Consider the following 23,877-nt stretch of genomic DNA (forward strand, 5'->3'; position numbering starts at 1 on the left):
CGGACGCCGCGGTGGTCTCGGCGACGACGGCGGCACGGACCATCTCATGGGCGCGTTTCCATCGCAGCCACAGCTCAGTCGCCTCACCCGGCCCAAGTGTTGACCTGTCAACGCTCTACTTTCTAGTGTTCGTCCCGACCGCATAGCTCAATAGCTCAATATGCAAGGACTTCACCGATGCTCGATCTTGTCGCCGTAGCGCTGGGTGTCGCGCGTGAATCCCGACATCACCGCAGCGTGCCACGAGCCGCCGACGCTTTCGCCCTGCGCGACCGATGCTGTGCCTTGCCCTGGCGCCACCTTGCCGTTCCTGGAGCACCGCGCCGTGATGCTTGAGCGCCTCACGCGCCGGATCGCGCCTGGGGGTAGGCGAGGCCGAGGTGTGCGGCCGGCGGGTTGTTGAGGTAGTCGACCCAGGTGCAGAGCACCGATGGAAGATGGTGACGATGGAATCGACGGCGAAGGCGGGATGGGGACCGGCGAGGACGTTGATCACGGGTGGCGGGGCGGCGTCTTGCGGGTCGAAGACGACGGTTGAGCCGATCGCCCGGCTGGGCAGCCGGGCTAGTACATCGGTGATCAGGTCGCCCTTCGGGTCGATCACCAACGCGCCTGTGCCCGCCTCGGCGTCGGCGAGGACCATGCCGAGGGCTCGCCCCGCCGCCCGGGCCGCCCGGCGCACCTCGGCCACGTCACCGATCTCGCCGACTTGTTGATCAGTCAGCACCAACTGGCCGTAGTACCCACGGCAGGCCGGCCGCAGCGACGCTTCCATCAAAGCCTTGAGGCGATCGACCTTCTTGCCGAACCGACGCTCGCCGAGCTCGTCATGCCCGGCCACCGCGACCGCCTCCCGAGACCGACTCCTGATCCAGCCGAAGAGATGCCGCTTTTCAGAGTAGAACGACAAGCACCACAAAGGCGGCCGTTCGCCGACCTCGAAGACGACGGGTGCCGCAGGCGTTGCACGAAGGGTGCCCGAAACTGATACAGCAGCGCCCTGACCTGCATGAACAACGAGCAGTGCATACGGCCCGGCCGAGAAGCGTGATCACCACGGTTCCGCACGACCGCTGATCTGCCGGTTGTCCGATCTCGCTTCTCGCGGCAGGTATTTCCGATGGTGACAGGGACCAGGCGGCTCGTGTGATCGGGCCACACCATCGTTGCACCCACCCCACCACCACACTCACGCCCCTCACGGAAGCGACCCGGACAACGCTCCACAGCGCCATCTGCCGTTGAGCGTCTGGCTCGCCGCCACCGACACCGAACCGGAACCCGCATGCCGCAATGGCTGCTGCCGGCCGGCCAGCACACTCCTCGCCCGGCATCTGATCACCACCTGCACACGGCTCGGCGGCCTGGTCATCGACATCGACACGGCCGACCATGCCATTGTCTCCAGCGCCTTGACCACCGGCTGCCGGGCCGTGGCCACCTTCACCGACCCCGCCCGGGCACACCGCTGCTGGCAGGTGCTGAAGCGCTTGCATCCCCGCCACGACCTGGATGTCGCCGACCTGCGCCTCACCCCAACAGACAACACCCACCGGATGGTCACCGCTCTGCTCGGCACCGCCGATCTCGTCATCGCCAAACACCATCGCCGCCAAAGCGAGCAGGTGGAGCTGTCCCACCTAGCGGCTCTGGTGAAGCCGGGGCCTGGTGCTGACCTCTCCTCCCTACGGCCTGGCCACCCATGGCCATGTCCGTTCCAGCCGTGACAGCGGACAGCCCGGGGTCCGCAAATGGAACCACCACTACACCGACCGGGCCGACCGGGCCAACCTGGCGTACCAGCGGCTCCCGGCCCTGCTGGACGGCTTCTCCCGCATCCTCGCGGGCAGTATCCGGAGCCTGCGCCCCGGCGGCCTTGTCGCGGTCACCGCCCGCCCCTACCGCCACCACGGCGAACTCATCGAAGGCAGATCATCACCCTCGACCGCTGGGCGGGACTGACGTTCGCCGACCGTATCGTCTGCCTGCTGTGCGGCCTCGGCGATGGCACGCTGTTGAACCGGGCCTCGTTCTTCCAACTCCACGAGGCGCGCCGGAGATGGGCGCAGGGGCGGCCGATCCACGCCATCGCACATGAAGATCTTCTCATCGTCCGCACGCCACGCCTGCGTGCCCGCTCACGGCCACCGCCCGGAGGGGCACCCTCCGGCGATCTACGTCCCGAGGACCGGCTGATGGACGGGGTCAGTGACTTCTTCGCCCGCCGGATCTTCGGCTCGGCCCGCACGTTCTACCTCGACCCTGCCCTCGCCGACGGCGAGAACAGAGCGATGGATGAGCATTAGGCGAAGGCCGAGGCGTTGCGTCGTGCCATCGCCGACATCGATTCCCGCCGTGCCCGGCTGGTGCGGACGTTGCAGATCACCGACAACCCTATCGGTGATCTTGTTCAGGACATCCACGCCCGCGCCGCCCGCCTCGCCGAGGAGCGCGCGGCGAAACACCGCGAGCTGGGCGGACCTTCAGCAAGTTCAGCGAGTTCGCAGCGTTCCGAAGCTGCTTGATGTGATCCCGGTCGGAACGGCTGAGCTGGCGTTGCTGCCCGAAGTCGTCCTTCGCCGCCTCTTCGACGCGTTCCGGCTGGAGATCCACTTCGACAAGCCGACGAGCCCCGCCACCTGCAAGGTCACCATCACCGGTGACACGCTCCAGGCGACACGACAGGTCACCGCAACTGCTTTGCAGCGGGTTGAAGAAGGGGCGGCAGAGGAGCTGCCCATCTGTGCTGTGCCCCCGGCAAGATGCAGCGCAGATGGGCAGGAAAGTCTAAATATTGGTGCACATCAGGAACTCGTGATAACCGAGGGCTTCCATCTGAGGAATACTCGCTGACCTACTCGTCTACGTTCGCGTAGCACCCGCTTTAGGAGAGTGGGGGTTCCTCTGCCGGTTTCAACTACTTGATCTGCGAAAACATCCTACGCGGCGCGTGAAGCTTTCAAGATCATCCCGCGTATATCCCCGGCCTTGCCTACGATCGCGTGAGCTATCACGTCATCCGGTGGCAAGTGGGACCGGCGTGTGCCGAGATCGAGCGCCTGGAAGACCGCGGTCCTCGCCGAAGACCTTCCTGAGTTGTACTCCTGTAACACCGGCCTCTGCCCTGTACCCACCGGCCTCTGCCGCGACCAGGACGCTGTCACCGCCGGCCTCACTCTGCCCTACAACCGGACTGATAGGCCGTCGTTAATGGCACCGACGCTGCCCTGGCATCCCTCACGACACCAGGCGCCCGGCCAGATCAGCCATGACCTGCAACGCTCACTCGGTGCCGGTGATGCTTTCGCGAGTAGTACACCTTGCGACGCAAGGCCGCTTTTTTGGTGCTCGGACTAGCGGCGGCGTGTGGCTTTATCCCGGGTATGTCCCCGCCTCGATTGCGGCGCTGTTCGACCGTGGGGAGGAGGAAGGCCTTTCATCGATGGATTTGACAAGATCCAGGTAAATGTGATAAAGGCCGCATAGGGCTATAAGTGTGGAACGAGTCAGGGGCGTCGCCCTCAGTGCTTGACGAGCCCCGACAATCAGAATCCAGATCCATGCAGCAACCAGCTTCGCCCGAGGCGGCGACTTCTTTCCTGATTTGATGTCACAATGAGTAATTGTCCCGATGAATAACGACTACTGTGCGAAGCGAAAGGTGGCTTCGATGGGGCGTCGACTGAACCTGACGTCCACGGAAGACAGCGGATCGATGGGGCATCCGGAGTCTTCCCATCTCGGCAGGAATCGCACCACAGGAGCGAGCACCACCGCCTTCGGACAGAGCGCATCGAATAGGTCCCGACCTTTGGGGATTTAAGGGTGACCGTTACAGTCGCCCGGAAGCTTGCGTTCAGATATTGTGAGATGATCCCCTTGGTAGGGCTTCGGTGCTCATGTCCCATTCAGCATCGTTTTTGGGTGTAGGCATGATACGTACCAAGGTGTAGGCTTCGCAGCACCATCCGCAGGCTAAGGGTGTCGGCTCTCGCAGGTAGCGTGAGGGGTGTGCGCGTTTTGGCAAGTCAGTGATTAACTCGCGCTCGGGAGGAGTATTTGGGAATACCCAGCGTGCCAAAGTATCCCAAAACAGGCAGAGAGCGGCGCCCCCCTAGTTGTCAGCCCGGAAGTCGTCGCCCTCTTTGCGAAGTCGCCGACCCTCCAGGTCGGCTCGTCGAGCTATATCATAGTAGGACAAGTTTGTCAACCAGCGAATCCTCTCAGCTCTCCACCTGGTCGCTGAGAGCTGCACATGCCGCTGCCTCTACGGCGAAGGTTCTCGAACTGCTGGCTTCCACCAGTATCACTGCTTGGCGCAACGGCGACACGCGTACTGGTGGCATCGGCATGTCGGGCACACCACAAAGCGGCGTCAAACCTGTCTGCATCCTGGCCAAGCAGCCTCCCAGAACTAGATCCTCGTGCCAGCGGCGGCAGGAGGCGTCTGTCGAGGCTACTTCTCGTCTCGTCGTCCGCTGTGACAAGCGCGACTTCAACAAGCAGTTCGTCGTCCTCGACAACCGCATTTGCCCTGGGGAGGGTCCATGCCCATGACCGACGAAGCGGAGACCCCGGCGTGGGAGAGGCTTCGACGGCTTTCCCAAATGTCTCGGCTTGAACGGCGCGCTCAAGCCACACGGTGGGCTGATGAGCTGATGAGGCGTCTTGGAGCTGAGGCGATGCCCAGCTACGTTCGCGTCGCTCACCGGGACACGATCGCAGCGGTCCTCTTCTCGTTGGTGGATGAGGATCAGACCCCGGCGTCGGGTTACTTGGAAAGGGAACCTCCCAATCAGCCATACGGCACTGCGGAGGGTATTGATGCACCGAACACCACTCGCTCGCATGGGGGGACAGCGGCCGTGATCCGCGCCTGGGCACAGCAGAAGGGCATACAGGTCAGCGACCGTGGTCGAATCCCTATGTGGGTCATCCACCGGTACCATGCCGAGCATGCCGAGCAGGGCTCCGAGGTAGCTCTGGCTCACAAGATCTACACGGCGCTGAGGCAACACGGTGAGCTAACGAAGTCTCAGTTGTGGGAGATTATTGGACACAACCATTCCGCTTCGGAGATCGCAAAGGCACTCGAGCGCCTGCCGAACGTGCAGCTGATTGACGGTGAGAGCAACGGTGGGCGTCCGCCGGTGATCTTCCGGCTGGTCGAGGCGGAACCCGGCGAGTCTGGCGGACTTGCGTCAGGAGCCGCAAGCGGCCAACTCACACTCGGAGATATGGGTGTAGAGGACTTCTCACCTCTCCCTGGGAATCCCTCTCATGCCGGCATGTCGGACTCCAAGGTCCACGATTTCCTCCAAATTCTGCGTGGCGAGATGCTCAGCGACTGAACCGGGCTGTGGGCAGGCGGACGCGTCACTCCCCTTCCGCCCGTCCATCGCAGAGTCCGGCAAAACCTAATCCGACTCCGTCAACATGGAGACCGAAAGTCGTGTTCGATCACTGTGCCACGCAGAGCGACAACGAAGCCATCTACGCCGGAATGGCCGGATGTCCAGTTGTTAGAGACGTCTGGTTGGCCTCGGGCATGCTCGTCAACTTCGGTGGTGATGCTGCCTGGACGAGCTGCCTACTGCCACCAACGGCGATGCTTACGCCTGGCTGTGTGGAGTTCCTCCGGTCGACCCGCGGAGGCAGTGCATGAGCCTTTCGAACATTTCGATCCAGGACTCCTATAGGAGCGGCACTAGTGACGTCGCCTCCGACTTCTATATCCCGGTGCTCGCGAGAGCCGTACAGTATGACCGAGCCGTCGGCTACTTCACCAGTTCCTCCCTGGAATTGGTTGCGCGTGGGATCGAGGGCCTGCGCGCGAACGGCGGCAAGATCCGTCTGGTCGCCGGACCGATGCTCTCACCTGACGATATCGAGGACATTCGCCGAGGCTACGAATACCGCGAGATCGTCGCGCGGGCCATCGCCCGGGAGGTTGATCCCGACACGCTCGATGGACACGTGGCCGAAAAGCTCGGCTTCCTAGGCAAACTAATTGCTGATGGTGCCCTCGAGATCAAGATTGCGGTTATGGCGGGTACCAACGGGCTCGGCATTTATCACGAGAAGATCGGTGTCATCGCCGATGATAACGGCAACGTGCTCGCCTTCACTGGCTCGCTGAACGAGACCCGTGCTGCGATGGCAGACAACTTCGAGTCCATCGAGGTGTTCTCCTCATGGATCTCCGACGACGTGCGCCGGGTACGCCGGATCCAACAGAACTTCGTCGCGCTCTGGCAAGGCAAGACCGAGCGTCTGGAAGTTCTGGGGTTCCCTAGCGAAGCAGAGGAGCACCTGCGAAAGCTCGCCACGCGCATGGCCAATGCAGGTTCGGGCGCCACGACACGTCAATGCCGTCTCAAGGAGGTCAGCAAGCGTGGCTGGGCAAGCACTCCTGACGGAATCCAGCTGCGAGACTATCAAAAGGAGGCCATTACGAAGTGGCTTCAAGCGAAAGCTCGCGGCATTTTTGAGATGGCGACTGGCACGGGCAAGACCATCACCGCACTTGCAGCGCTAGACCAGATCGGCCGGCAGTTGCGGGCGGGCGATAATTCTCTCGTTACTGTGATCGTTGTTCCATTGCTCGACCTCGTCGAGCAATGGTCGCAGGAGCTCAACCGATTCGGGATCATCCCGGTCAAATGCCGGGACTCGGTATCCACATGGTGGACCCAGGCAAATGACGCTATCGCTGGCCTACGCCCTGGACGGGCGGTGACCTTGGTCGTCACAAATAAGACCTTCGGTTCGGCCGCCTTTAAGAACGTTATTTCGGCGGCAGGAAATAACTTGCTGATCATTGCGGATGAAGCTCACCATCTAGGAGCCGAGCACAACCGCGCCGGGTTGCCCGATCAGGCCCCCTGGCGGCTGGCTCTCTCCGCCACGCCGGAGCGCTGGTTCGACGACGAAGGCACCGAGGCACTCCGCGAGTATTTCGGAGAGACTCTGATCAGCCTTGGGCTTAAGGACGCGATCGAGCTCGGCGCTCTCACCCGGTACCAGTACCGGCCAGTGCTGGTCCCCCTCACGGACGAAGAGGCGGCGCTCTACACCGTTCTCACAGGCAAGATTGGTGCGCTTTACGGCCAGGTTAAAGGAGGCAAGGGTAAGGTCCGGGACGATGCTCAGGCGCGGCTTGGGCAATTGCTCAACAAGCGCGCCAAGGTGCTCGGCCATGCTGAGAACAAGATCGCGGCGCTGTGTGAAGAGGTCGGCAAGCGGCGCGAGCAACCGTTCCAGCTCGTCTACTGCGCTGAGGGAGGCCGCCCGCAGGAGGATGGTCCCGTGGGCGGCGAGCGTCAAATAGATCGGGCACTCGACCTGCTTGGCAACCGACTCGGTATGCGCGTGCACTCTTACACCTCGCAGGAGTCCAAGCAGGAGCGCCGTGAGATCCTCGAAGCATTCGGCTCTGGCAACCTTGAAGCACTGGTTTCCATGCGCTGCCTGGACGAGGGCGTCGACCTTCCCGACGCTCGGATCGCCTACATGCTGGCCAGCAGCAGCAACCCCCGGCAATTCATCCAGCGTCGCGGCAGGATCTTGCGCCGGGCTCCGGGAAAAACGGAGGCCGAAGTCATCGACTTTATCGCCGTACCCCCTCGGGACAGGGAACTTTTCGAGGTTGAGCGAAACCTGTTTCGGCGGGAGATGCAGCGTTTCGTGGAGTTCGCCAAACACTCAGAGAACTACGGCGAGGCCCTCACTGAGCTACGCGAGCTACGCGAGTACTACGAGCTAATGGATGTTTAGGGGAGCGATTTAAGTGAACGATAAGATGGACCAGCAAGAGATCGAACAGATCCAGCAGATCCTCAGCGGCATCAGTCCCAACGCATACGAGGTCGTCAAGATGGTTCTCGCTCTCGAGTGGGAGAACCTTCACAAGTCCGAAGCGTTAGCCCGAAACACAGTCAGGGATGAAATGGTGAAGAAGGTCGAGGGAATCGCATAATGAAGTTCATCTCGGTCGAACTGGAAAACTTCCGTCCTTACCAGGGGGTCCAAAAGATCAGCTTTGCTCAGGGGCCGGAAACCAATGTCACTGTCCTGTGGGGCACCAATGGTGGCGGAAAGACGTCACTCTTGAACGCCTTCACGTGGGCTCTATACGGCGTGCTCAGCGTCGACGTCGAGAGCCAGGATCAGCTCATCAATACCACTGTCTGGAACAGCGCGGTCGAGGGGACCCCCTTGACCGCATCCGTGACCATAGAATTCGAGCACACCGGTCACGTCTACATCGTTAAGCGGTCTGTCTACGCATCGAAGCACGGCTCGCTTCAGCCGAGGCCGAAGCCTGAACTGCAATTGTGGCAGCGCGAGAGGGACGGCAATCTGAAACCTGTCCTCAATCCCAGTGGCCGTCTCGATCAAATGCTGCCCGAGCGGTTGAGTCGCTTTTTCTTCGTGAATGGTGAGCGGATCGAAGCCCTGGTTAAGCACGAGGGCGGCGAAGACGTGCGCGAAGCCGTCAAGACGCTTCTGGGGCTGGAGGCCATGGAGCGTGCGATCGAACACCTTCCCCGGGTCGCGCAGAAACTGCGACGGGGCATGAAGGCTGAGGGTGCGTCCCAGCAGAAATTGGACGACCTCCTCGTCAAGATGGAGGACGCTGAGCGCATGGCGCAGGAGCAGCAGCGTCGCCGCAACGCTGCCGAGAAGGAGCTGAAGCACTTCGACCTGGAGATCAAGTCGCTCAACCACAAGATGACGCAACTCGCGGAGGCGAAGGATCTTCAGCAGGACCGATATCGGTTAGAGGATCAGCTAAGGCGCATCCGGGTAGCCCGGCAGGAACAGGAGGAACAGCGCGCCAGCCTGGTAGGAACCAGTGGCTTCCTCGCCTTCCTCCCCGCTCTGCCCGGCAAGATCTTGGCCGCGTGTGAAGCGCTGTATGAACGGGGGCAACTCCCGGCACCGCTCAAGCAGACCTTCGTCGATCACCTCATAGAGCGCGGTGAGTGCATCTGCGGAACACCCTTGATTGAAGGAAGTACGCATCACGCTGCCCTGGAACTCTGGCGTGCCCGTGCCGGTCTCGCCGAAGTCGAGGCAGCTTGGAACCAGCTTCGGGGCATCGTGGCGGGCTTTGACGGGCAACGTGTGCAGCTGCACGACGCGCTGCGAGGCTTCGACGAACGGATTGCTGAGGCGCAAGAGGATGAGCGCCGTTTGGAGCACGACATCGACGAGATCGGAAACAAGCTCAAGCGCCTGCCCTCTGAGGAGGTTGTCGAAACCGAGGAAAAGCTGGAGGCGGCCAAGCTCGCCCGGGATGAGAAGGTGGCGGCCATCGGTGCGGCCGTCGCCGAGATCGAGCGGCTGACAAGTGTCAAGGAGGACTTGAAGAAACAAGCCGACAATCTCGGGGTCAAGGACGCCCGCAGCCGCCGGATCCAGAACCGGGTCGTGGCCATCGAAGAAGCGAGCAACGCCCTTATCCAGATCCTAGAGATTCTCTCCCAGGGCGTCCGGCGCCGGCTTGACGCTCGTATCCAGGAGCTTTACCGCCTGGTGTCGCTCAAGAGCTACGAGCCGGAGCTCACTCCCGACTTCGAGCTGGAACTGTGGGATCCGAGCGGCAGCCAGCGAGTCCCGGCGCCTAAGTCCACTGGTGAGAACATGCTGCTGTCGCTCGCCTTCGTCGGTTCACTCATCGGTGACGCGCGGGATGCGCAGAAGCACGGCCGCACCTTCATCCAGGGTATTGGTGGTGACTTCCCAGTGGTGATGGACGCGGTTTTCGGGAACTTGGACGACGACTACCGCAGGGCTGTCGCTGACTTCCTGCCCAGGCTGGCCTCCCAGGTGGTGATCCTAACAAGTAAGGCCCAGGCCGGAGAGATCGTCGAGCAGGAGCTGCGGCCCCGTCTCGGAAAGCAGTATGTGATCACCGCGCACACCACGAAGCTCGATGTGAGTAACGCGACCAAGACATTGACGTTGAACGGCAACACCTACCCCTACCAGGTCGTCGGTTCCAATCGGACCGGCGCTGAGCTCACGGAGGTTCACGACTGATGGTTCTCAACGCCGATCTCCGCGTACGCAGACCTCAAGAGCACGAGGAGCTGATCGGCCGATTGACCACCAAGGAAGGCGGTCCATTCCCCAACTACTGGCAGGTTCTCGTCTTTGCTGCGGCGCTTGGCTGGGCACGAGGCCGGCGGGAGCCTTTCGATAAGCACGAGTCCCCAATCCGTTATGGGTTGTTCAACAATTCCGCAATTGTCTCGGCCACCATCGATTCGATGGCCGTCCTGCACTACTCGGACGACGCAGGCATCGACGCAGGCATCATGGCTGAGGAACGCCTCCCTGAGCGGATCAGGGTATTCGAGGAGTACGCCAATGGTGGGCTCCTCATCATTCAGGGCGAGCTCAACAGCGGCGTGGCAGTTCGTCCGACAGACGTCATCCTGAATCTTTGCCGACGAGGAATGACGCAAGCAGAAAGCAGGGTGCAGGACATCTTGGGTCCGCGGCTCTCCGATTTCGGAACGCCTGACTTCGAATCGTAACGAGGTGAGTTGTAATGGGCCTCGTTTGGTAACATCCAGCGAAGCCCCAGGGAAGCGCGGTATGAGCCACCCACGCTCAAGACCGCCGTCCTCGGCGGGGTCACCCCTCCGTAGCCGGCGAACCGGCCAGCTCATACCGACCCACCCACCGAGATCTTCAGGGCGCCTATGCCAACTCTTCAGCCCCTTGGGGTTCTGAACTCCATGATGGGCATGTGACTCTCACAGAGCAGGCGGGCGGCGCTTGGGAAACCGAACGCCGCCTGACCGCGATCGGCAGGACGGGGCTTTCCGTACCCGCACGTCAGGCTTTGATGGATCAGCAGATTACGTCTGACTCGTCGGTCCTAGACTATGGGTGCGGACGAGGGGATGATGTGCGGTCTCTACAGGGGATCGCCATGAGGGCGGTCGGGTGGGACCCCCATTATCACCCCGAAGGTAGTCTCGACCCATCGGATGTCGTGCTGCTTACTTATGTCCTCAACATCATCGAGGACCCGAAGGAACGGCGTCGTACGCTCGTCAAGGCATGGGAACTTGCCAAGGAGACCTTGGTGGTCTCCACCCGGCTCACCTGGGAGAAGTCCAAGGTCAGGGGTACGGGTTTCGGCGACGGGGTGCTTACCGGGCGGCGGACGTTTCAGCACCTGTTCAGCGCTGGCGAGCTCCGAAGTTACGTTGAGGACGTCACAGGCGTCCGGTGCGTCTCTGCGACTCCCGGAATCGTCTACGCGTTCAAGCGGGATGAGGCACGCCTGAGTTATCTGGCTCGCCGGATCGCGCCGGCGGCCATCTGGCTAGCCTCTGACGACGCGGCATCGGCGATTGCGTCCGTAGTCGACTACACAGAGCAACGAGGGAGAGCGCCACGAGTAGAGGAGATGCCGGCGCAGATGGTGGAGCTCCTGGCCCATCTCAACACCGCTGAACTGCAGCGGATCATTCGGGTGTCGGCCGATCCTTCAAAGGTCGCGGAGGGTGCGAAGAGATCCACCTTGACCACGCTGCTGTTCCTCGGGGTGGAGCTGTTCAACGGACGTGGTCCCTTCGGATGCCTCCCGCTTTCCGTGCAGCTCGACGTAAGAGCGTTCTTCAGCTCCTACAAGGAAGCATGCATGCGGTCCGATCGTCTCCTGCTCAAGCTGCGCGACGACGCCTATGTCCGTGGTGCGATGAACGGCTCGAAGGTCGGTAAGCTCACGCCAACAGCCCTGTACGTGCATCGCCGGGCGATTGATCACATGCCCGTTGTGCTGCGCCTGTATGAGCATTGCGCTTCGCTCGCGGCAGGACGTCCGCAGGAGTGGACGCTGGCCAAGCTGCGCCATCAGGGTAGGGGCGTGAGTTGGCTGGACTATCCGGAGTTCGACACGGATCCGCATCCGCGGCTGCGATCGTCGTATATGGTCGATCTCACCACATTCAAGACCTCGCACATGTCCTACGAGCAGTCGGAGAACAGGCCTCTGCTCCATCGCAAGCATGAGTTTCTCCATGCGGATGATCCGGATGTCCCGAAGTGTCGGCGACTTACCGATAGCGAGCTGCGAGCAGGCCTATACGCCAATCCCCATCTCATCGGGACAGAGCAAGGTTGGGAGGCCGAGCTCGTCCGCTGCGGACGCCAGCTCCGTGGTCACCGCCTGATCAAGAGGCACTAACCGGTGCAATGCCGGCTTGGTACTCGGCGATGATGCTTGCGAACTCGTCGATGTCCAGTGCCTGAGCCTGATCGGGGAACCATGAGAGGCGCAGTCCATTGTTGGCCTGTTGTTCGGGCAGTCCCATCGCCGCGAGGACGTGGCTTGGAGTGTATGACGCACTCGTGCAGGCGGACCCGGTGGCCACCGCGGCGTAGTTCTTCAGCTGCAAGATCAAGGCCTCAGTGTCCACACCCTCGAATGACAAGTTGAGGATGTGCGGGACCACGTGCTCTTGGTCGCCGTGGAGGTTGAACCGAGTCTTGCCGAGTCCCTCCAGCAGACGGGCGCGGAACTCGCTGGCCGCTTGGAGCCACTGGGTACGTTCGCTTTCGAACACCTCAAGAGCTCGGGACAGGCCCATGATGAGCGGAACCGGAAGCGTGCCGGGGCGGAGCTTGCGTTCCTGTCCGCCTCCGTACATCAGGGGGGTCAGCGGCACGGAGTCCCGCCCGCGGCGTCTGATGAGCAGGCCGCCAACCCCCTTTGGCGCTCCGATCTTGTGCCCGCTGAAGCTGATGAGATCTATCGGTACGCGAAGGTCGTCCGGCAGCTTGCCAAAGCCCTGGGCCGCGTCAACATGAAGATAGGTGGCGGTGGAGCGGAGACGCTCAGCCAGCTCGGCGACTGGCTGGATGACACCTGTCTCGTTGTTGACCTGCATCACAGACACGAGCAGCGTGTCGGGACGGAGCCGTTCCAGCACGGCTTCTGTGCTCACTCGGCCAGAAGGGCCCGGTTGGATCAGCTCAACCTCGAAACCCTGTGACTGCAAGTGCTCGAGTGGCTCCAGAACAGCCTTGTGCTCAATGGCGGTGCTGATGATGTGACGGCGTTCACGTCTAGCCCCGAAGGGAGCTAGACCCAGGATGGCGATGTTGTTGCTCTCAGTTGCGCCGCTGGTGAAGATCAACTCATCCGGGCGGGCGGAGAGGTGGGCTGCGATGCCTTCGCGCGCGCGGGCTACCGCCTTCTTGGCGCGAGTTCCATACTCGTGGGTACGCGAGCCCGCATTCCCGAAGTCTCGGGACATCCAGTGCAGGACGACCTCGGCGACCTCGGGGAATACCCTCGTCGTTGCAGCGGCATCCAGGTAGGCGACCACGTGCACACCAGCTCTCGTAATTGTCGACCCCAGATCACGTGTGTACGTTAAAACGTACACGTACTTACGGTACCGTGGACCGCGTGGGAGCACACACGCTGGCGCAGCAAGGCGGAGACGCCACAACTGCAGGCTTCGAGTACACCTTCCCAGCTATCCGCGGTGTGCAGGCAGGGCGCGAGTACTACGTATCGATGTGTCCGTTGCGTCTCATTCCCAAGATCTTCTTGTTCGATGAGGACGAGCTGGCACCCGAGGTTCGGGCGCAGCGAGTCCTGAACAAGGGACGAGTTCCAGCGCTCGCCCGGTACATCCTGGACAACCCTGATGATTACGTCTTTTCTGCGCTAACCGCCTCCGTCGATGGCGCCATGCGCTTCGTAGGGGTGGCGGACCAGGGGCCAGGGTTGCGTGTTGGTCAGCTGCACATCCCGATGGCATCGCGCTTCTTGATCAATGATGGCCAGCACCGGCGTGCTGCGATCGAGGTGGCACTCAAAGAGAACCCATCGCTCGGCGATGAGACCATCGCCGTCGTCTTCTTCCATGACGCGGGCCTTGAGCGCAGCCAGCAGATGTTCGCCGACCTGAACCGCCATGCCGTGCGGCCGGCTCGTTCCATAGGTGTCCTCTACGACCATCGGGATGAGCTCTCGCAGCTGACACGGCTCCTAGCGCTGAAGTGCCCGGTGTTCCGCAACTTCGTAGAGATGGAGAGCAGCAACCTCTCAGCTCGATCGCGCAAGCTCTTCACGCTCAGCGCCCTGTACTCGGCGATGAGCGCCCTTCTTCAGGGGCTAGAGCTGACCAGCGGCAAGGACGGGGAACGCCTGTCGTGGGGCTACTGGGAAGCTATAGATGATCTCATCCCGGACTGGGGAGAGGTGCGGAGACGATCCCTGTCCGCCTCCGAGATACGCAAGCAGTACCTACATACGCATGGGATTGCACTCCATGCGCTAGGGCTGCTCGGGAACACACTGCTTCGTGATTCCCTCGATCCAGAGGAGTGGAAGCCGCGGCTGGCGCCGCTTCGGGACGTGGACTGGTCACGGACCAATCCTGACTGGGAGGGACGTGCAATCATCGGTGGCCGTGTCTCGAAGAATCACCAAAACGTCGTACTTACCGTGAATTACCTACGCAAGCAGCTCGGTCTCGAACTGACTGCCGATGAGCAGCAGGCAGAAGACGCCTACCACCGAGGAGAGCGATGAGCACCCCGACGCGCAGTGCCGTCATGTTGAACACGCCCACCCGGCGCGCCGTCCCCTTTGAGAGTCAGGGCGGTCTCGCCGCGGTGGTGAACGAGCTGACCGCAGAGATCCGTGAGCTATACCTAGCCGATCAGGTTCCTTGGGTCGTCGGCTATAGCGGCGGCAAAGATTCCACTGCGGTGCTTCAACTCGTGTGGCTGGCGCTACTAGGCCTAGAGCCCGATCAGCGCACCAAACCCGTCTATGTCATCAGTACGGACACATTGGTTGAGAACCCGGTCGTCGCTGCTTGGGTGACCCAATCGCTGGAGACCATGCGTAGGGCGGCAGAGAAGCAGCACCTTCCGATCCAACCGAATCGGCTGGTGCCTGATGTGAAGGACACCTTCTGGGTCGGCTTGATCGGCAAGGGATACCCCGCTCCTAAGCCGAAGTTTCGCTGGTGCACCGAACGCTTGAAGATCAAGCCTTCTAATTCGTTTATTCGCCGAGTCGTGCATGACCACGGTGAGGCGATCCTGGTCCTGGGCATCCGCAAGGCCGAGAGCCAGGCTCGCGCCCGAGTGATGGAGCGCCACGAGAAGCGCCGTGTCCGAGACCGTCTCTCGCCCAACGGCAACCTTCCCAACTCCCTTGTCTACAGCCCCGTCGAGGCGTGGAGCAACGACGAGGTCTGGACGTTCTTGATGCAGCAGCCCAACCCCTGGGGGCATCCGAACAAGGACCTACTCACCATGTATCAAGGAGCCTCGAGCGACGGAGAATGCCCGCTGGTGGTAGATAACACCACTCCTTCCTGTGGTGACAGCCGCTTCGGCTGCTGGACGTGCACCCTCGTTGACAAGGACAAGTCCATGTCGGCGATGATTCAGAACGACGAGGAGAAGGAGTGGATGCTTCCGCTCCTGGAGCTGCGCGACGAGCTCGACGCTCCCGACGACAGCCATCTGCGTGACTTCCGGAAGATGAACGGCACGATTCAGCTCTTCCACGATCGCAACGTTCCTGGACCGTACACACAGAAGGCCCGTGAGGAGTGGCTCCGCAAACTCCTTAACGCGCAGACCTGGATTCGAAACAACGCTCCGGAGCATGTGCGCGACATCGAGCTAATTACCATGAACGAGCTGCATGAGATCCGGCGTATTTGGGTCTTCGAGAAGCATGAGGTTGAGGATTCGCTGCCCCAGATCTACAAGCAGGAGACAGGCGAGGAGTTCCCCGGCGGTCCGCTCGACCAGCACCTCGCAGTGGCTGCGGATGAAGTAGAGCTGCTTCGTGAGGTCTGCGACGGAGATGACCTGCACTTCGAGACGATGCGCGAGCTACTTGCAGTTGAGCGGAGATTCCGCACGATGACTCGTCGCTCCGGACTGTTCGAAGCACTTGAGAAGGCGATTAAGAAGGGTTACTACACGGATGCGGATGATGCGGTTGACCTAGCCAAACGCAATCAGCAGAACAAGGTCGCCCCCACCCTGATCGGATTGGACGAAGAGAGCACCGATGCTCCTGCATGAGATCACTCTCGAGAACTTCGGAGCATACCTCGGCAGGCAGGTCCTCTCTCTCAATCCCAAGCCGGGCAAGCCGATCATCCTGATCGGCGGCCTCAACGGCTGCGGGAAGACGACGCTGCTAGATGCTATCCAACTTGCGTTGTACGGCTCCCGAGCACGGTGCAGCGGTAGGGGGAACCGCTCCTACGACGCATTCCTCCGTGACAGCGTGAACCGCCAGGCCGCGCCCAAGCAGGCAAGCGTGAAACTCTGGTTTTCGACCACGGTTGAAGGGCAGCAACGTCATTACCGTATTGAGCGAAACTGGTCTATCTCGGGAAAGACTCTCCGCGAGTCACTGGCGGTATTCGTCAACGGCGAACACGATAAGGCTGTCAGTGACACATGGACAGACTATGTAGAGGATCTCCTACCGCTGGAAGTCGCATCTCTCTTCTTCTTTGACGGTGAGAAGATCGAATCGCTTGCTGATCCTGAGCGGGCTGCTCCAGTCATCGAGTCGGCGGTTCAATCGCTGCTAGGGGTCAGCACGGTCGAACAGTTGCGAACCGACCTGCTGGCTCTTCAACGACGCCAGAAGGTTAGCCGAGAAGACAAGGCCGCACTCGAGCTGATCGCCACTATAGAAGCTCAGCTTGAGGAAAACGAGGTGGCCAGAGCTGATGCGCTTCAGCGAGTCGCTTCCGCAAAAGCCGGTCTCCTACATGAGAAGAAGGAGCTGAAGGCTGTCCAGGCCGCCTTCGCTAAGGAAGGGGGAGACCTCTTCCGCCGTCGGGCGGAGCTAGAAGCAAAGAGTGCCCACGCGAAGGGCCGGCTCGCAGCTGTAAGCGCGACTCTTGCCAACACCATAGCAGCAGGACCGCTTCCACTCCTGCTCCTCAAGGATCAGCTGGAAGCTCTGCGTGCACAGGTAGCTCGAGAGGAAGATGCGGTCCACGCCGAGCAGCTGCTTGATGCTCTGCACAAGCGAGACAAGGAGATTCTCTCGCTACTCGGCAACGGCATATCGGATGTTCAGCTTGAGCAGATCACCCAGTTCATGGAAGAGGATCGTGCCCAGCGCGCGGCAGATGCGGACGTTCCTAGAGTGATTCAGATGTCGGCGACCGGCATCCAGCAACTCAACTCGCTTGACCGAGTTCTTGAGAGCGAAGCACAGCGTGCGGAAGAGCTGCTCACTGAGTCTGACGAGCTCAGAGTGGAGCTCGACGCGCTAGATCGGCAGTTGGCTGGCGTTCCAGCAGAAGATGCAATCGTCGGCCTTATCGCCCGACAGGACAAGGTCCGTCAGCGCGTGGAAGACCTCGAGCGGGAACTGCACGCCACGGAGGAGGCTCACGCTGCACGTGTCCGGGAACATGTGCAGCTCAAGGCAGCCCGCGAGAAGGCATACGCCAAACGAGCCAAGGGACTAGCCGAGATCGAGCACCGTGCCCGTGTGGTTTCGTACTCCGACCGTGCTCGTAAGACTTTGGATAAATTCGGAGAGCTCCTGCTGCAGCGTCATATCAGTCGGTTGGAGGTTGCTGTACTAGACAGCTTCAGCCGCCTAATGCGGAAGGACGGCCTGGTCAAGGACCTCCGCATCGACACTAGCAAGTTCACCTTGACCTTGATTGGCGCGGACGGCGACGACCTCAATCCTGCACGTCTGAGCGCAGGCGAGCGTCAGCTCTTGGCGGTATCCCTCCTCTGGGGTCTAGCTCGCGTAGCGGGTAACAGACTCCCGAGCGTCATCGATACTCCGCTGGGTCGACTGGATAGTCGGCACAGACTGAATCTAGTTGAGCGTTACTTCCCGCATGCAAGCCACCAAGTGCTTCTGCTATCGACAGACGAAGAGATCGACGATGAGCTGCTACAGCGCCTCATCCCATCGATCGCGCAGACGTACACATTGGTCCACGACGATACAACGCTCACAACCACAATCGAACGCGGATACGGATGGGGAAAGACTCGCTATGTCGCTTGATACAATCCGATTGTCTCGACCGGCCAAGGATCAGTTGATCAAGCTTAAACGAGTCACTGGCATTAAAAACTGGAACGTCCTGTGCCGCTGGGCTCTAGCTGTATCTTTGCAAGACAAAACGCCTCCCCTAGTGCGTGATGTCGTTACCGATTCCAATATCGAGATGTCTTGGCGCACCTTCGCTGGAGCTTACGGGGATATCTACATGGCATTGATTAGATCCCGATGTCAGCGTGATGGCAATGAACCAACCGAGGAAGCTTGTGGGAGGACACTCATTACACACCTACATCGCGGCATTGGGTATCTTGCAGGGCGAGGTGATCTAAACTCGGTGGATAATCTGGTAAAGGCTGCTCTTGCCTAGATCTTATAAGTGTAGTGAGCTGTACCGCCTGTCTTTTGTCTGATCGAAAAGACGAGAGGTGTTCGGCTTGTGGACTAGTGCGGCAGTCTCCATTCGCGGTTTGACCAGCGAGGACGAGCGAGAGGCCGTTGTGATCTCGTGATCGGAAGCAGGCACAACGAGAGCAGCCGCTCGTGATCATGACTTTGTGACGAGTACAAGATCGAGAACGGCTGCCGCGCTCATCCTAGAGGCACGCCGCGTGCAACGGAACACTGACGACCTGCTCATCGCACTGGCCCCGATGTTCGCCCGGATCGAGCTCCGCCTGCAAGCCGCCAAATACATCCGCGCTGTCATGTCCGACTGCCCAAACGTAACGGCTGGACGATCGCCGAGCACGCCGGGGACCGCTTTCCCGCCGCTACTCAACGCCTGCTGAACCGCGCCCGCTGGGACACCGCCGGGGCGATGAGTGTGGTACGCCGCTACGCCGCCGAACGGCTGAACGCCGCCCCCGGCCCCGCCGGCCTGACCGTGGCGCGCTGGACGAGTCCGGCCAAGAGAAGAGGGGCCGGGCCACCTCAGGAGTCAAGCGTCAGTACATGGGCTGCGCGGGCGGCATCGACAACGGCGTCAACACCGTCTATCTGGCCTTCATCCGAGCCGGGACCGGGCACGCGCTGATCGGCGCCCGCCAGTGGATCCCCGCCGAGCAGATCAGCGACCCCGTCACGGCGACCACCACCGGCCTGCCTCTGGACCTGGTCTTCGCCACCAAGGGCGAACTGGCCATCAGCCTGCTCGCCGACGCCTACCTCGACGGCATCGTCTTCGACTTCATCGCCGGCAACGAGGTCTACGGTGCCTGCACCAAGCTGCGCACCTTCCTGGAGGAACACGAGCAGGCTTACGTGCTGCGGGTACGCTCCTCCTTCATCCTGCCCCTGGGCGGCGGCACCCGTCTGACCTGCGAACAGGCCGTCGCCCGACACTGCAGGCCGAAACGCGCCTGGACCGTCCGCTCGGCCGTGAGGGCTCCAAAGGCGAACGCGCCTATGCCTGGGCCTGGATCGCCACTGCCGGCCCGCGCACTTCCTGCTCGTCCGCAGGCACCGCAAGAGCGGCGAACTGGCCTTTCACAACTGCTTCGTGCCGGAGGGCCAGCCGGTCACCCTGCCTCGCCTGATCGCCGGCGCGGGCTTGAGGTGGCCGGTAGAGGAGAGTTTCGAGTTCGGAAAGGACCTGTTCGGCTTGGACCAGTCCCAGGTCCGTCTCTACGAGGCGCTCCTGCGACACCTCGTGCTCGTCATGGCCGCCCTGGCCATCTGCGCCGTCAGCGCTGCGGCCGCTCGGCACCGCACCGACACCCAGGCCCCGCCACCCGTCCGACCAGGCCAGCAACCCCCGGCCGACACCGGCATGATCCCCATGACCGTCGCCGAGATCAAACGCCTGTTCATCGCCGCGACCATGTCACCACCCTCACTGCTGAACGCCGCCCACTGGTCGATCTGGCGACGCCGACACCAGGCCCGGGCCCGCTGGTTTCATAAACGCGCCCGCCTGGCCCTCGCGTAAACCCACAGCTCAGCTCGCGAATGGAGACTGCCGTACTAGTTGACGAACATCTAACAGGCGCTATCCCGACGCGCTTTTGACGAGACAGATGGTCTTTGTCTCGGGCCGGTAGCGGGGCAAGAGCGGTTTCATGACTGAACCGGGACCCTTTCGGGTGGGTCTTGGGCTCCACTTGCGATCTCAAGCTGAGACTTGCAATTATCGTCACGGCTCGCTCCGGAGCCAGCTGTCGACTTGTCGATGCATGATCGATTATAGGAAGCGGTGGTCGCTCTTTCGCTGTTGGCCGGAAGAGGACAGCAACCGGTTGGTCGTCACGAATATTGGCACTGCTCGCAGACAATCACCTACTCCGACCGGGTAACGCAGCATAATAGAGAATTTCGGCGCATTCTGAGGCAGCACGTGTCGTCTCGCAGTAGCGGTACACGATAGCTTCACTCGTCTCATGCCTAAGGACCGCCTGCCTGAACGAGGCCTTCGTATCAGCACGTCCGAAGATATCTTTGAGCCGGGAAAGGGTAGATGGATAACCAGTCTCCCCTCACGAAGTATTGACGAATCATCTGCGGGCTACGTCGACTCTGAGAATTGTTTACTATTTGGCTTCAGATGCGTGACCTTGCAGTGGCAAGTGAAACAAACCTCTCATAAGACCATGGATCGTGGTCAGAGCAGTAGACAGCGAAGTTGGCTGGATTAAGAGCACCGCGAGCATTCTGCGGTCCGGCGAACAGTTCATGGGTATCCAATGTCGCAGTACAGCCAGACGCTTCTTCACACCGACCAGTCATACTGACAAGGCGTAAGACCCAGAAGGGCTGAGGAACTGTCACCCACCCGAGGTGTGGATTTAGGATTTTTCCCAGAGCCCATGAGCCAACATCGTATAAGCTGCCATATTTGCTCTTAACGCGATTGCACCAACCACAAGCTAGCCTCAGATTGCTGATGTCAGTCAAGCCTCCTGCTGTAACCGGCCGAACATGGTCTACCTCTATCCTAAGATCCCGAGGATTAAGGCCACGCGGCCGGGTGAAATCCACGAATGGCGGTTCTGGGATTGGCGCATTGCCTGAACGGACAAGGCGGGCGCCGGCCTGGGGAGAGAACTGATAGCCGCAAAGATAGCATCGAGGGTCCGGCTGTGCATTGGACCAAAGTAGCCTCCGGTCGGCAAGCGTGATGCTGTGTCTCTTTCTTGCACGCCGCTGAAGGACTTCTCCCCAGGCTATCTCCGTAAGTGTTTCAGCGAGCTGCTTAACTTCATCGAGTGGAAGCGTTGGGTAGCGTCGCCGGGTCTCACGGAGGATATCAATTCCCAGGTGAAGGATGTGCGTACTTTCATCGTGAACATAAATAGCTAGATCAGCCACACTTTCGATGAACCACCAGGCGTGGAGTACAGTTACATCGACCTCCAGTAGTAGCTGTTTCGGCCCAAGCATGTGGTGAGGCACCTTGAGTTTCGCGAACTCCTGGAGTGCTTCACGATCCCACCGATTCCTATCTAGCTCTTCCAATGAACGGAGGAAACCCCGTACCTGGTTCGATTGCATATCGTTACTTGGGAACGTACTCGATGGCCTTGGGAAGGCCGGTAGAAGGATCGCGCCTATATTCGGACCAAAGCGATGCCCACTTCACTTTAACGGGTCGCTGATCCTTCTTCATGCCTGTGGGTAGCGGCCATTCGCGTGCGAAGTAGGAGTCCTTAACTCCATCGAGCCAGTCTTCGAATGTTGCATCGACATCGGCGACGTGGTTAAGCGTCCTTTTCCGCATGCACAGATATTCGAAGTAATCAGCTGCCAAGATCGTGAGACTGACCATGTTGAATAGGTTGCCCCTGCTACTTCCCCATGCGTTCGGCGCCCGCATGTCATCGATGACGCCAAATTTGTCTCTTACGAGTGTGAAAAATCTCATGAAGACGGTGCGCCACGGTCCATCTGCCTGACTCCAGATCTTGAACTTTGCCTCGTCCGTATCCCCCTCAGATACGAGCTCGCTTTGAGGGAGGAATTCGCGTCGCCATTTTCTGGCGTAGTCGTTCTTCTGGCCGTATAGTTTCCCGCCTGTTAGTTCACGGAAGACTTGGACGAGACTTTTAAGAACTGTCCATTGCAGATGCTCTGGGTTATCACCAACAATTCCGGTCTGGACCAGCCCTTTAAATGGGCTTTCTTCGGCGCGAGTCAGATAGGCGACTGCACGTGAGTCGTCGAGCTGTATTTTGGCATTTCTGAGGCGTTGAGCGACTGGCTCGAGCTCCTCTTTGCTCAAACTCGTTGAGACGATCGTGCCCAGAAGAGCCTTACCCATAGGGGTTGCCTTCTGATTAACTACAACGAATTGGAAGACATGTTCGCTGGGGCTGTCATCCATAAGAAGCGACATGGGAAGCCATCTATCGTTGTGTTTGATGAGATTGCTGGCAAGCGAGTCGGGGTCAATCTCATCAGGGGCGACACTGCCTTCGCCAAAGAGGGCCTCCATTAGCCTCTTCTTCCCAATAGGTGTTTCGAGCGACGCCCGGGCTGCTCTAACTGCTCCGCGAAGACGATGCTGTCCGTCGACTAGAACTATCGGGAGGAGATAGGATTTTACGGCTTCTTTCGTGAAACCTACTATTGAGTCGGGGTCTTCTTCTGATGGGAACTTTTCCAGTGCTGCAATACGAGTCCGGATCTCGATATAGAAGTCGACTATTCTGGTTTCTTCGGCGAGCAAGATGCCCGAAATGTCTTCCGGATCATCGGCCGACGGATCAAAATCATCTTCACTGTCTACGTCATCCAGATCAACATCGGGATCGTGAGGCATCCCATGCTCTTTGGCTGCCTCTGCCAAAGTTCTCTGATACCGACCTTGCGGGATAGGGGCGCTTAGGAGCCCTGGTATACGTTGCTCCAGTCGGTCGCGGAGCCGCCTAAGAAGGTCCAGGAGCTTAAGGTCATCGATGCTTTCGTACTCGATCACTACGTGACCAACACTTTGGTCCTCGTCGACGGGTACGAAAGTAACCGACTGCGCGCTTTGGAGGGCACCCAATAGCGGATTCTGGACAATGTTGTGTGGATTGTCGAAGAAAGCTGAAATTTCGGCGACACGAGAGACGCTTTCTTCACGCTGAAAGCCGACCGTTTCCTCGCCATGGAGTCGCTGCCGCTGGGGAACGCCTGCCCATTGCTCGATCTCTGTTGCCGGAGCCGAGAAGAGGATGAGCGGTTTTGCCTGGGATGTTTGCCGCATCTGGCAAGCGGGATAGCGGAAGTACATGGCTCTCCTACTCGTAGAGGATGGTCCTGGTTATGTTAGCGTCATGAGTCTATTGATGCGAGGTCATGTAGCCCACGCAACTATGTCCAGTGATGCACTGTGTGCGTAGATATGTCCGGAGCTTGAGGGGTGTGGTCATGTGATCGTCCTGTCTTCGTGATCAGAACGATGATGCGCCAGGCCATGGAGAGACCTCTGAGGTTTGCAATATGGAGGTCTCGGTCGGTGGAGGCGCGATGTACGTGTTAGCGGTGGCCGGTTGCTGGTGTGGACAAGCCATACCGTTCGAGCGACCCAATGGAAAGGTTGCCAGGGGAATCTGTTCGAGGGTCGGCCGCAGATGGTGATACATCACTTCATGGGCATTACGACATCGGTCGGAGGAAGTGGGCACCTCCTGAGACTCGCGAACGCTGGCATCCCGCCTTCGATCCCAGCGGCGGCGAGGTCCTGGTCTCCAAGGGCGCCGGGGGTGCAGGGCTGAAGCGTTCTCGGCTGGTGGGACACATGTGGGCTCGATGAGACCGGGCGGTAAGGGCACCCCTGGGCGCGGATGACAAACGCGACCCCTCATGATCGTTGGGTGTCTACGCCAGTCGAT

The 23,877-nt window shown here is 60.4% G+C and carries 19 protein-coding genes and 1 pseudogene; 16 read left to right on the forward strand and 4 right to left on the reverse strand.

Features of this window, described 5'->3' with window-relative positions; all coding sequences use genetic code 11:
- Positions 1-115: 115 nt before the first annotated feature.
- Entirely contained in the window at positions 116-841 is a 726-nt protein-coding gene (locus tag ACH34R_RS35130; RefSeq protein ID WP_397565868.1) for a hypothetical protein, read from the reverse strand.
- Between the two features lie 400 nt (positions 842-1,241).
- On the opposite strand from ACH34R_RS35130, the gene ACH34R_RS35135 reads away from it, so the two are divergent.
- From ACH34R_RS35135 to ACH34R_RS35180, 10 genes are all read left to right on the forward strand, one after another.
- The gene (locus ACH34R_RS35135; protein ID WP_397565869.1) at positions 1,242-1,727 is read left to right on the forward strand and encodes a hypothetical protein; all 486 of its coding nucleotides are present in this window, start codon (positions 1,242-1,244) and stop codon (positions 1,725-1,727) included.
- On the forward strand, positions 1,669-1,962 hold the full coding sequence (locus ACH34R_RS35140) for a hypothetical protein (protein ID WP_397565870.1): 294 nt from the start codon (positions 1,669-1,671) through the stop codon (positions 1,960-1,962). The genes ACH34R_RS35135 and ACH34R_RS35140 overlap by 59 nt, the downstream gene beginning before the upstream one ends.
- A 359-nt stretch (positions 1,963-2,321) precedes the next feature.
- Positions 2,322-2,525, forward strand: coding sequence for a hypothetical protein (locus tag ACH34R_RS35145; protein WP_397565871.1), 204 nt, complete (start codon positions 2,322-2,324; stop codon positions 2,523-2,525).
- 1 nt (position 2,526) lies between these two features.
- Entirely contained in the window at positions 2,527-2,853 is a 327-nt protein-coding gene (locus tag ACH34R_RS35150; RefSeq protein ID WP_397565872.1) for a hypothetical protein, read from the forward strand.
- 1,694 nt (positions 2,854-4,547) lie between these two features.
- The gene (locus tag ACH34R_RS35155; RefSeq protein WP_397565873.1) at positions 4,548-5,351 is read left to right on the forward strand and encodes a histone-like nucleoid-structuring protein Lsr2; all 804 of its coding nucleotides are present in this window, start codon (positions 4,548-4,550) and stop codon (positions 5,349-5,351) included.
- 310 nt (positions 5,352-5,661) lie between these two features.
- Positions 5,662-7,776 (forward strand): DEAD/DEAH box helicase family protein, encoded by a 2,115-nt coding sequence (locus tag ACH34R_RS35160; RefSeq protein WP_397565874.1) that lies wholly within the window; start codon positions 5,662-5,664, stop codon positions 7,774-7,776.
- Positions 7,777-7,789: 13 nt separating this feature from the next.
- On the forward strand, positions 7,790-7,978 hold the full coding sequence (locus tag ACH34R_RS35165) for a hypothetical protein (protein WP_397565875.1): 189 nt from the start codon (positions 7,790-7,792) through the stop codon (positions 7,976-7,978).
- On the forward strand, positions 7,978-10,047 hold the full coding sequence (locus ACH34R_RS35170; RefSeq protein ID WP_397565876.1) for an AAA family ATPase: 2,070 nt from the start codon (positions 7,978-7,980) through the stop codon (positions 10,045-10,047). Before ACH34R_RS35165 ends, ACH34R_RS35170 begins: the two co-directional genes overlap by 1 nt.
- Entirely contained in the window at positions 10,047-10,547 is a 501-nt protein-coding gene (locus ACH34R_RS35175) for a DNA phosphorothioation-associated protein 4 (RefSeq protein ID WP_397565877.1), read from the forward strand. The genes ACH34R_RS35170 and ACH34R_RS35175 overlap by 1 nt, the downstream gene beginning before the upstream one ends.
- Positions 10,548-10,762: 215 nt before the next feature.
- The gene (locus tag ACH34R_RS35180; protein WP_397565878.1) at positions 10,763-12,211 is read left to right on the forward strand and encodes a DNA phosphorothioation-associated putative methyltransferase; all 1,449 of its coding nucleotides are present in this window, start codon (positions 10,763-10,765) and stop codon (positions 12,209-12,211) included.
- Here ACH34R_RS35180 and dndA read toward each other — a convergent pair.
- Positions 12,198-13,355, reverse strand: a complete 1,158-nt coding sequence (gene dndA, locus ACH34R_RS35185; RefSeq protein ID WP_397565879.1) for a cysteine desulfurase DndA — start codon at positions 13,353-13,355, stop codon at positions 12,198-12,200. The two genes, ACH34R_RS35180 and dndA, sit on opposite strands and share 14 nt — an antisense overlap.
- 83 nt (positions 13,356-13,438) lie before the next feature.
- Here dndA and dndB point away from each other — a divergent pair, with 83 nt between their 5' ends.
- The 6 genes and pseudogenes from dndB (at position 13,439) to ACH34R_RS35215 (ending at position 19,994) form a co-directional block, all read left to right on the forward strand.
- The gene (dndB, locus tag ACH34R_RS35190; protein ID WP_397565880.1) at positions 13,439-14,572 is read left to right on the forward strand and encodes a DNA sulfur modification protein DndB; all 1,134 of its coding nucleotides are present in this window, start codon (positions 13,439-13,441) and stop codon (positions 14,570-14,572) included.
- Positions 14,569-16,092, forward strand: coding sequence for a DNA phosphorothioation system sulfurtransferase DndC (gene dndC, locus ACH34R_RS35195; RefSeq protein WP_397565881.1), 1,524 nt, complete (start codon positions 14,569-14,571; stop codon positions 16,090-16,092). The genes dndB and dndC overlap by 4 nt, the downstream gene beginning before the upstream one ends.
- Entirely contained in the window at positions 16,079-18,067 is a 1,989-nt protein-coding gene (dndD, locus tag ACH34R_RS35200) for a DNA sulfur modification protein DndD (protein WP_397565882.1), read from the forward strand. Before dndC ends, dndD begins: the two co-directional genes overlap by 14 nt.
- Positions 18,057-18,434: a DNA sulfur modification protein DndE gene (gene dndE, locus ACH34R_RS35205; protein WP_397565883.1), complete on the forward strand. Its 378-nt coding sequence runs from the start codon at positions 18,057-18,059 to the stop codon at positions 18,432-18,434. Before dndD ends, dndE begins: the two co-directional genes overlap by 11 nt.
- A gap of 524 nt (positions 18,435-18,958) precedes the next feature.
- Positions 18,959-19,294: pseudogene (locus tag ACH34R_RS35210) on the forward strand (transposase); the annotation flags it as partial.
- A gap of 271 nt (positions 19,295-19,565) precedes the next feature.
- Positions 19,566-19,994: a hypothetical protein gene (locus tag ACH34R_RS35215; protein WP_397565884.1), complete on the forward strand. Its 429-nt coding sequence runs from the start codon at positions 19,566-19,568 to the stop codon at positions 19,992-19,994.
- A gap of 608 nt (positions 19,995-20,602) precedes the next feature.
- Here the strand turns inward: ACH34R_RS35215 and ACH34R_RS35220 are convergent.
- Positions 20,603-21,553 (reverse strand): HNH endonuclease, encoded by a 951-nt coding sequence (locus ACH34R_RS35220; protein ID WP_397565885.1) that lies wholly within the window; start codon positions 21,551-21,553, stop codon positions 20,603-20,605.
- Positions 21,554-21,557: 4 nt separating this feature from the next.
- Positions 21,558-23,276 carry a hypothetical protein gene (locus ACH34R_RS35225; protein WP_397565887.1) on the reverse strand — a complete coding sequence of 573 codons (1,719 nt, stop codon included), beginning with the start codon at positions 23,274-23,276 and terminating at the stop codon, positions 21,558-21,560.
- Positions 23,277-23,877 lie beyond the last annotated feature (601 nt).

Source organism: Spongiactinospora sp. 9N601 (genome assembly GCF_044326295.1).
Taxonomy (GTDB): domain Bacteria; phylum Actinomycetota; class Actinomycetes; order Streptosporangiales; family Streptosporangiaceae; genus Spongiactinospora; species Spongiactinospora gelatinilytica.

Excerpts from the sequence above, each read along its gene's own strand:
- dndD (WP_397565882.1), top strand. The coding sequence starts at position 16,079 with ATGCTCCTGCATGAGATCACTCTCGAGAACTTCGGAGCATACCTCGGC.
- ACH34R_RS35225 (WP_397565887.1), bottom strand. The coding sequence starts at position 23,276 with ATGTACTTCCGCTATCCCGCTTGCCAGATGCGGCAAACATCCCAGGCA.
- ACH34R_RS35220 (WP_397565885.1), bottom strand. The coding sequence starts at position 21,553 with ATGCAATCGAACCAGGTACGGGGTTTCCTCCGTTCATTGGAAGAGCTA.
- ACH34R_RS35155 (WP_397565873.1), top strand. The coding sequence starts at position 4,548 with ATGCCCATGACCGACGAAGCGGAGACCCCGGCGTGGGAGAGGCTTCGA.
- ACH34R_RS35170 (WP_397565876.1), top strand. The coding sequence starts at position 7,978 with ATGAAGTTCATCTCGGTCGAACTGGAAAACTTCCGTCCTTACCAGGGG.
- dndC (WP_397565881.1), top strand. The coding sequence starts at position 14,569 with ATGAGCACCCCGACGCGCAGTGCCGTCATGTTGAACACGCCCACCCGG.
- ACH34R_RS35160 (WP_397565874.1), top strand. The coding sequence starts at position 5,662 with ATGAGCCTTTCGAACATTTCGATCCAGGACTCCTATAGGAGCGGCACT.
- dndE (WP_397565883.1), top strand. The coding sequence starts at position 18,057 with ATGTCGCTTGATACAATCCGATTGTCTCGACCGGCCAAGGATCAGTTG.
- ACH34R_RS35175 (WP_397565877.1), top strand. The coding sequence starts at position 10,047 with ATGGTTCTCAACGCCGATCTCCGCGTACGCAGACCTCAAGAGCACGAG.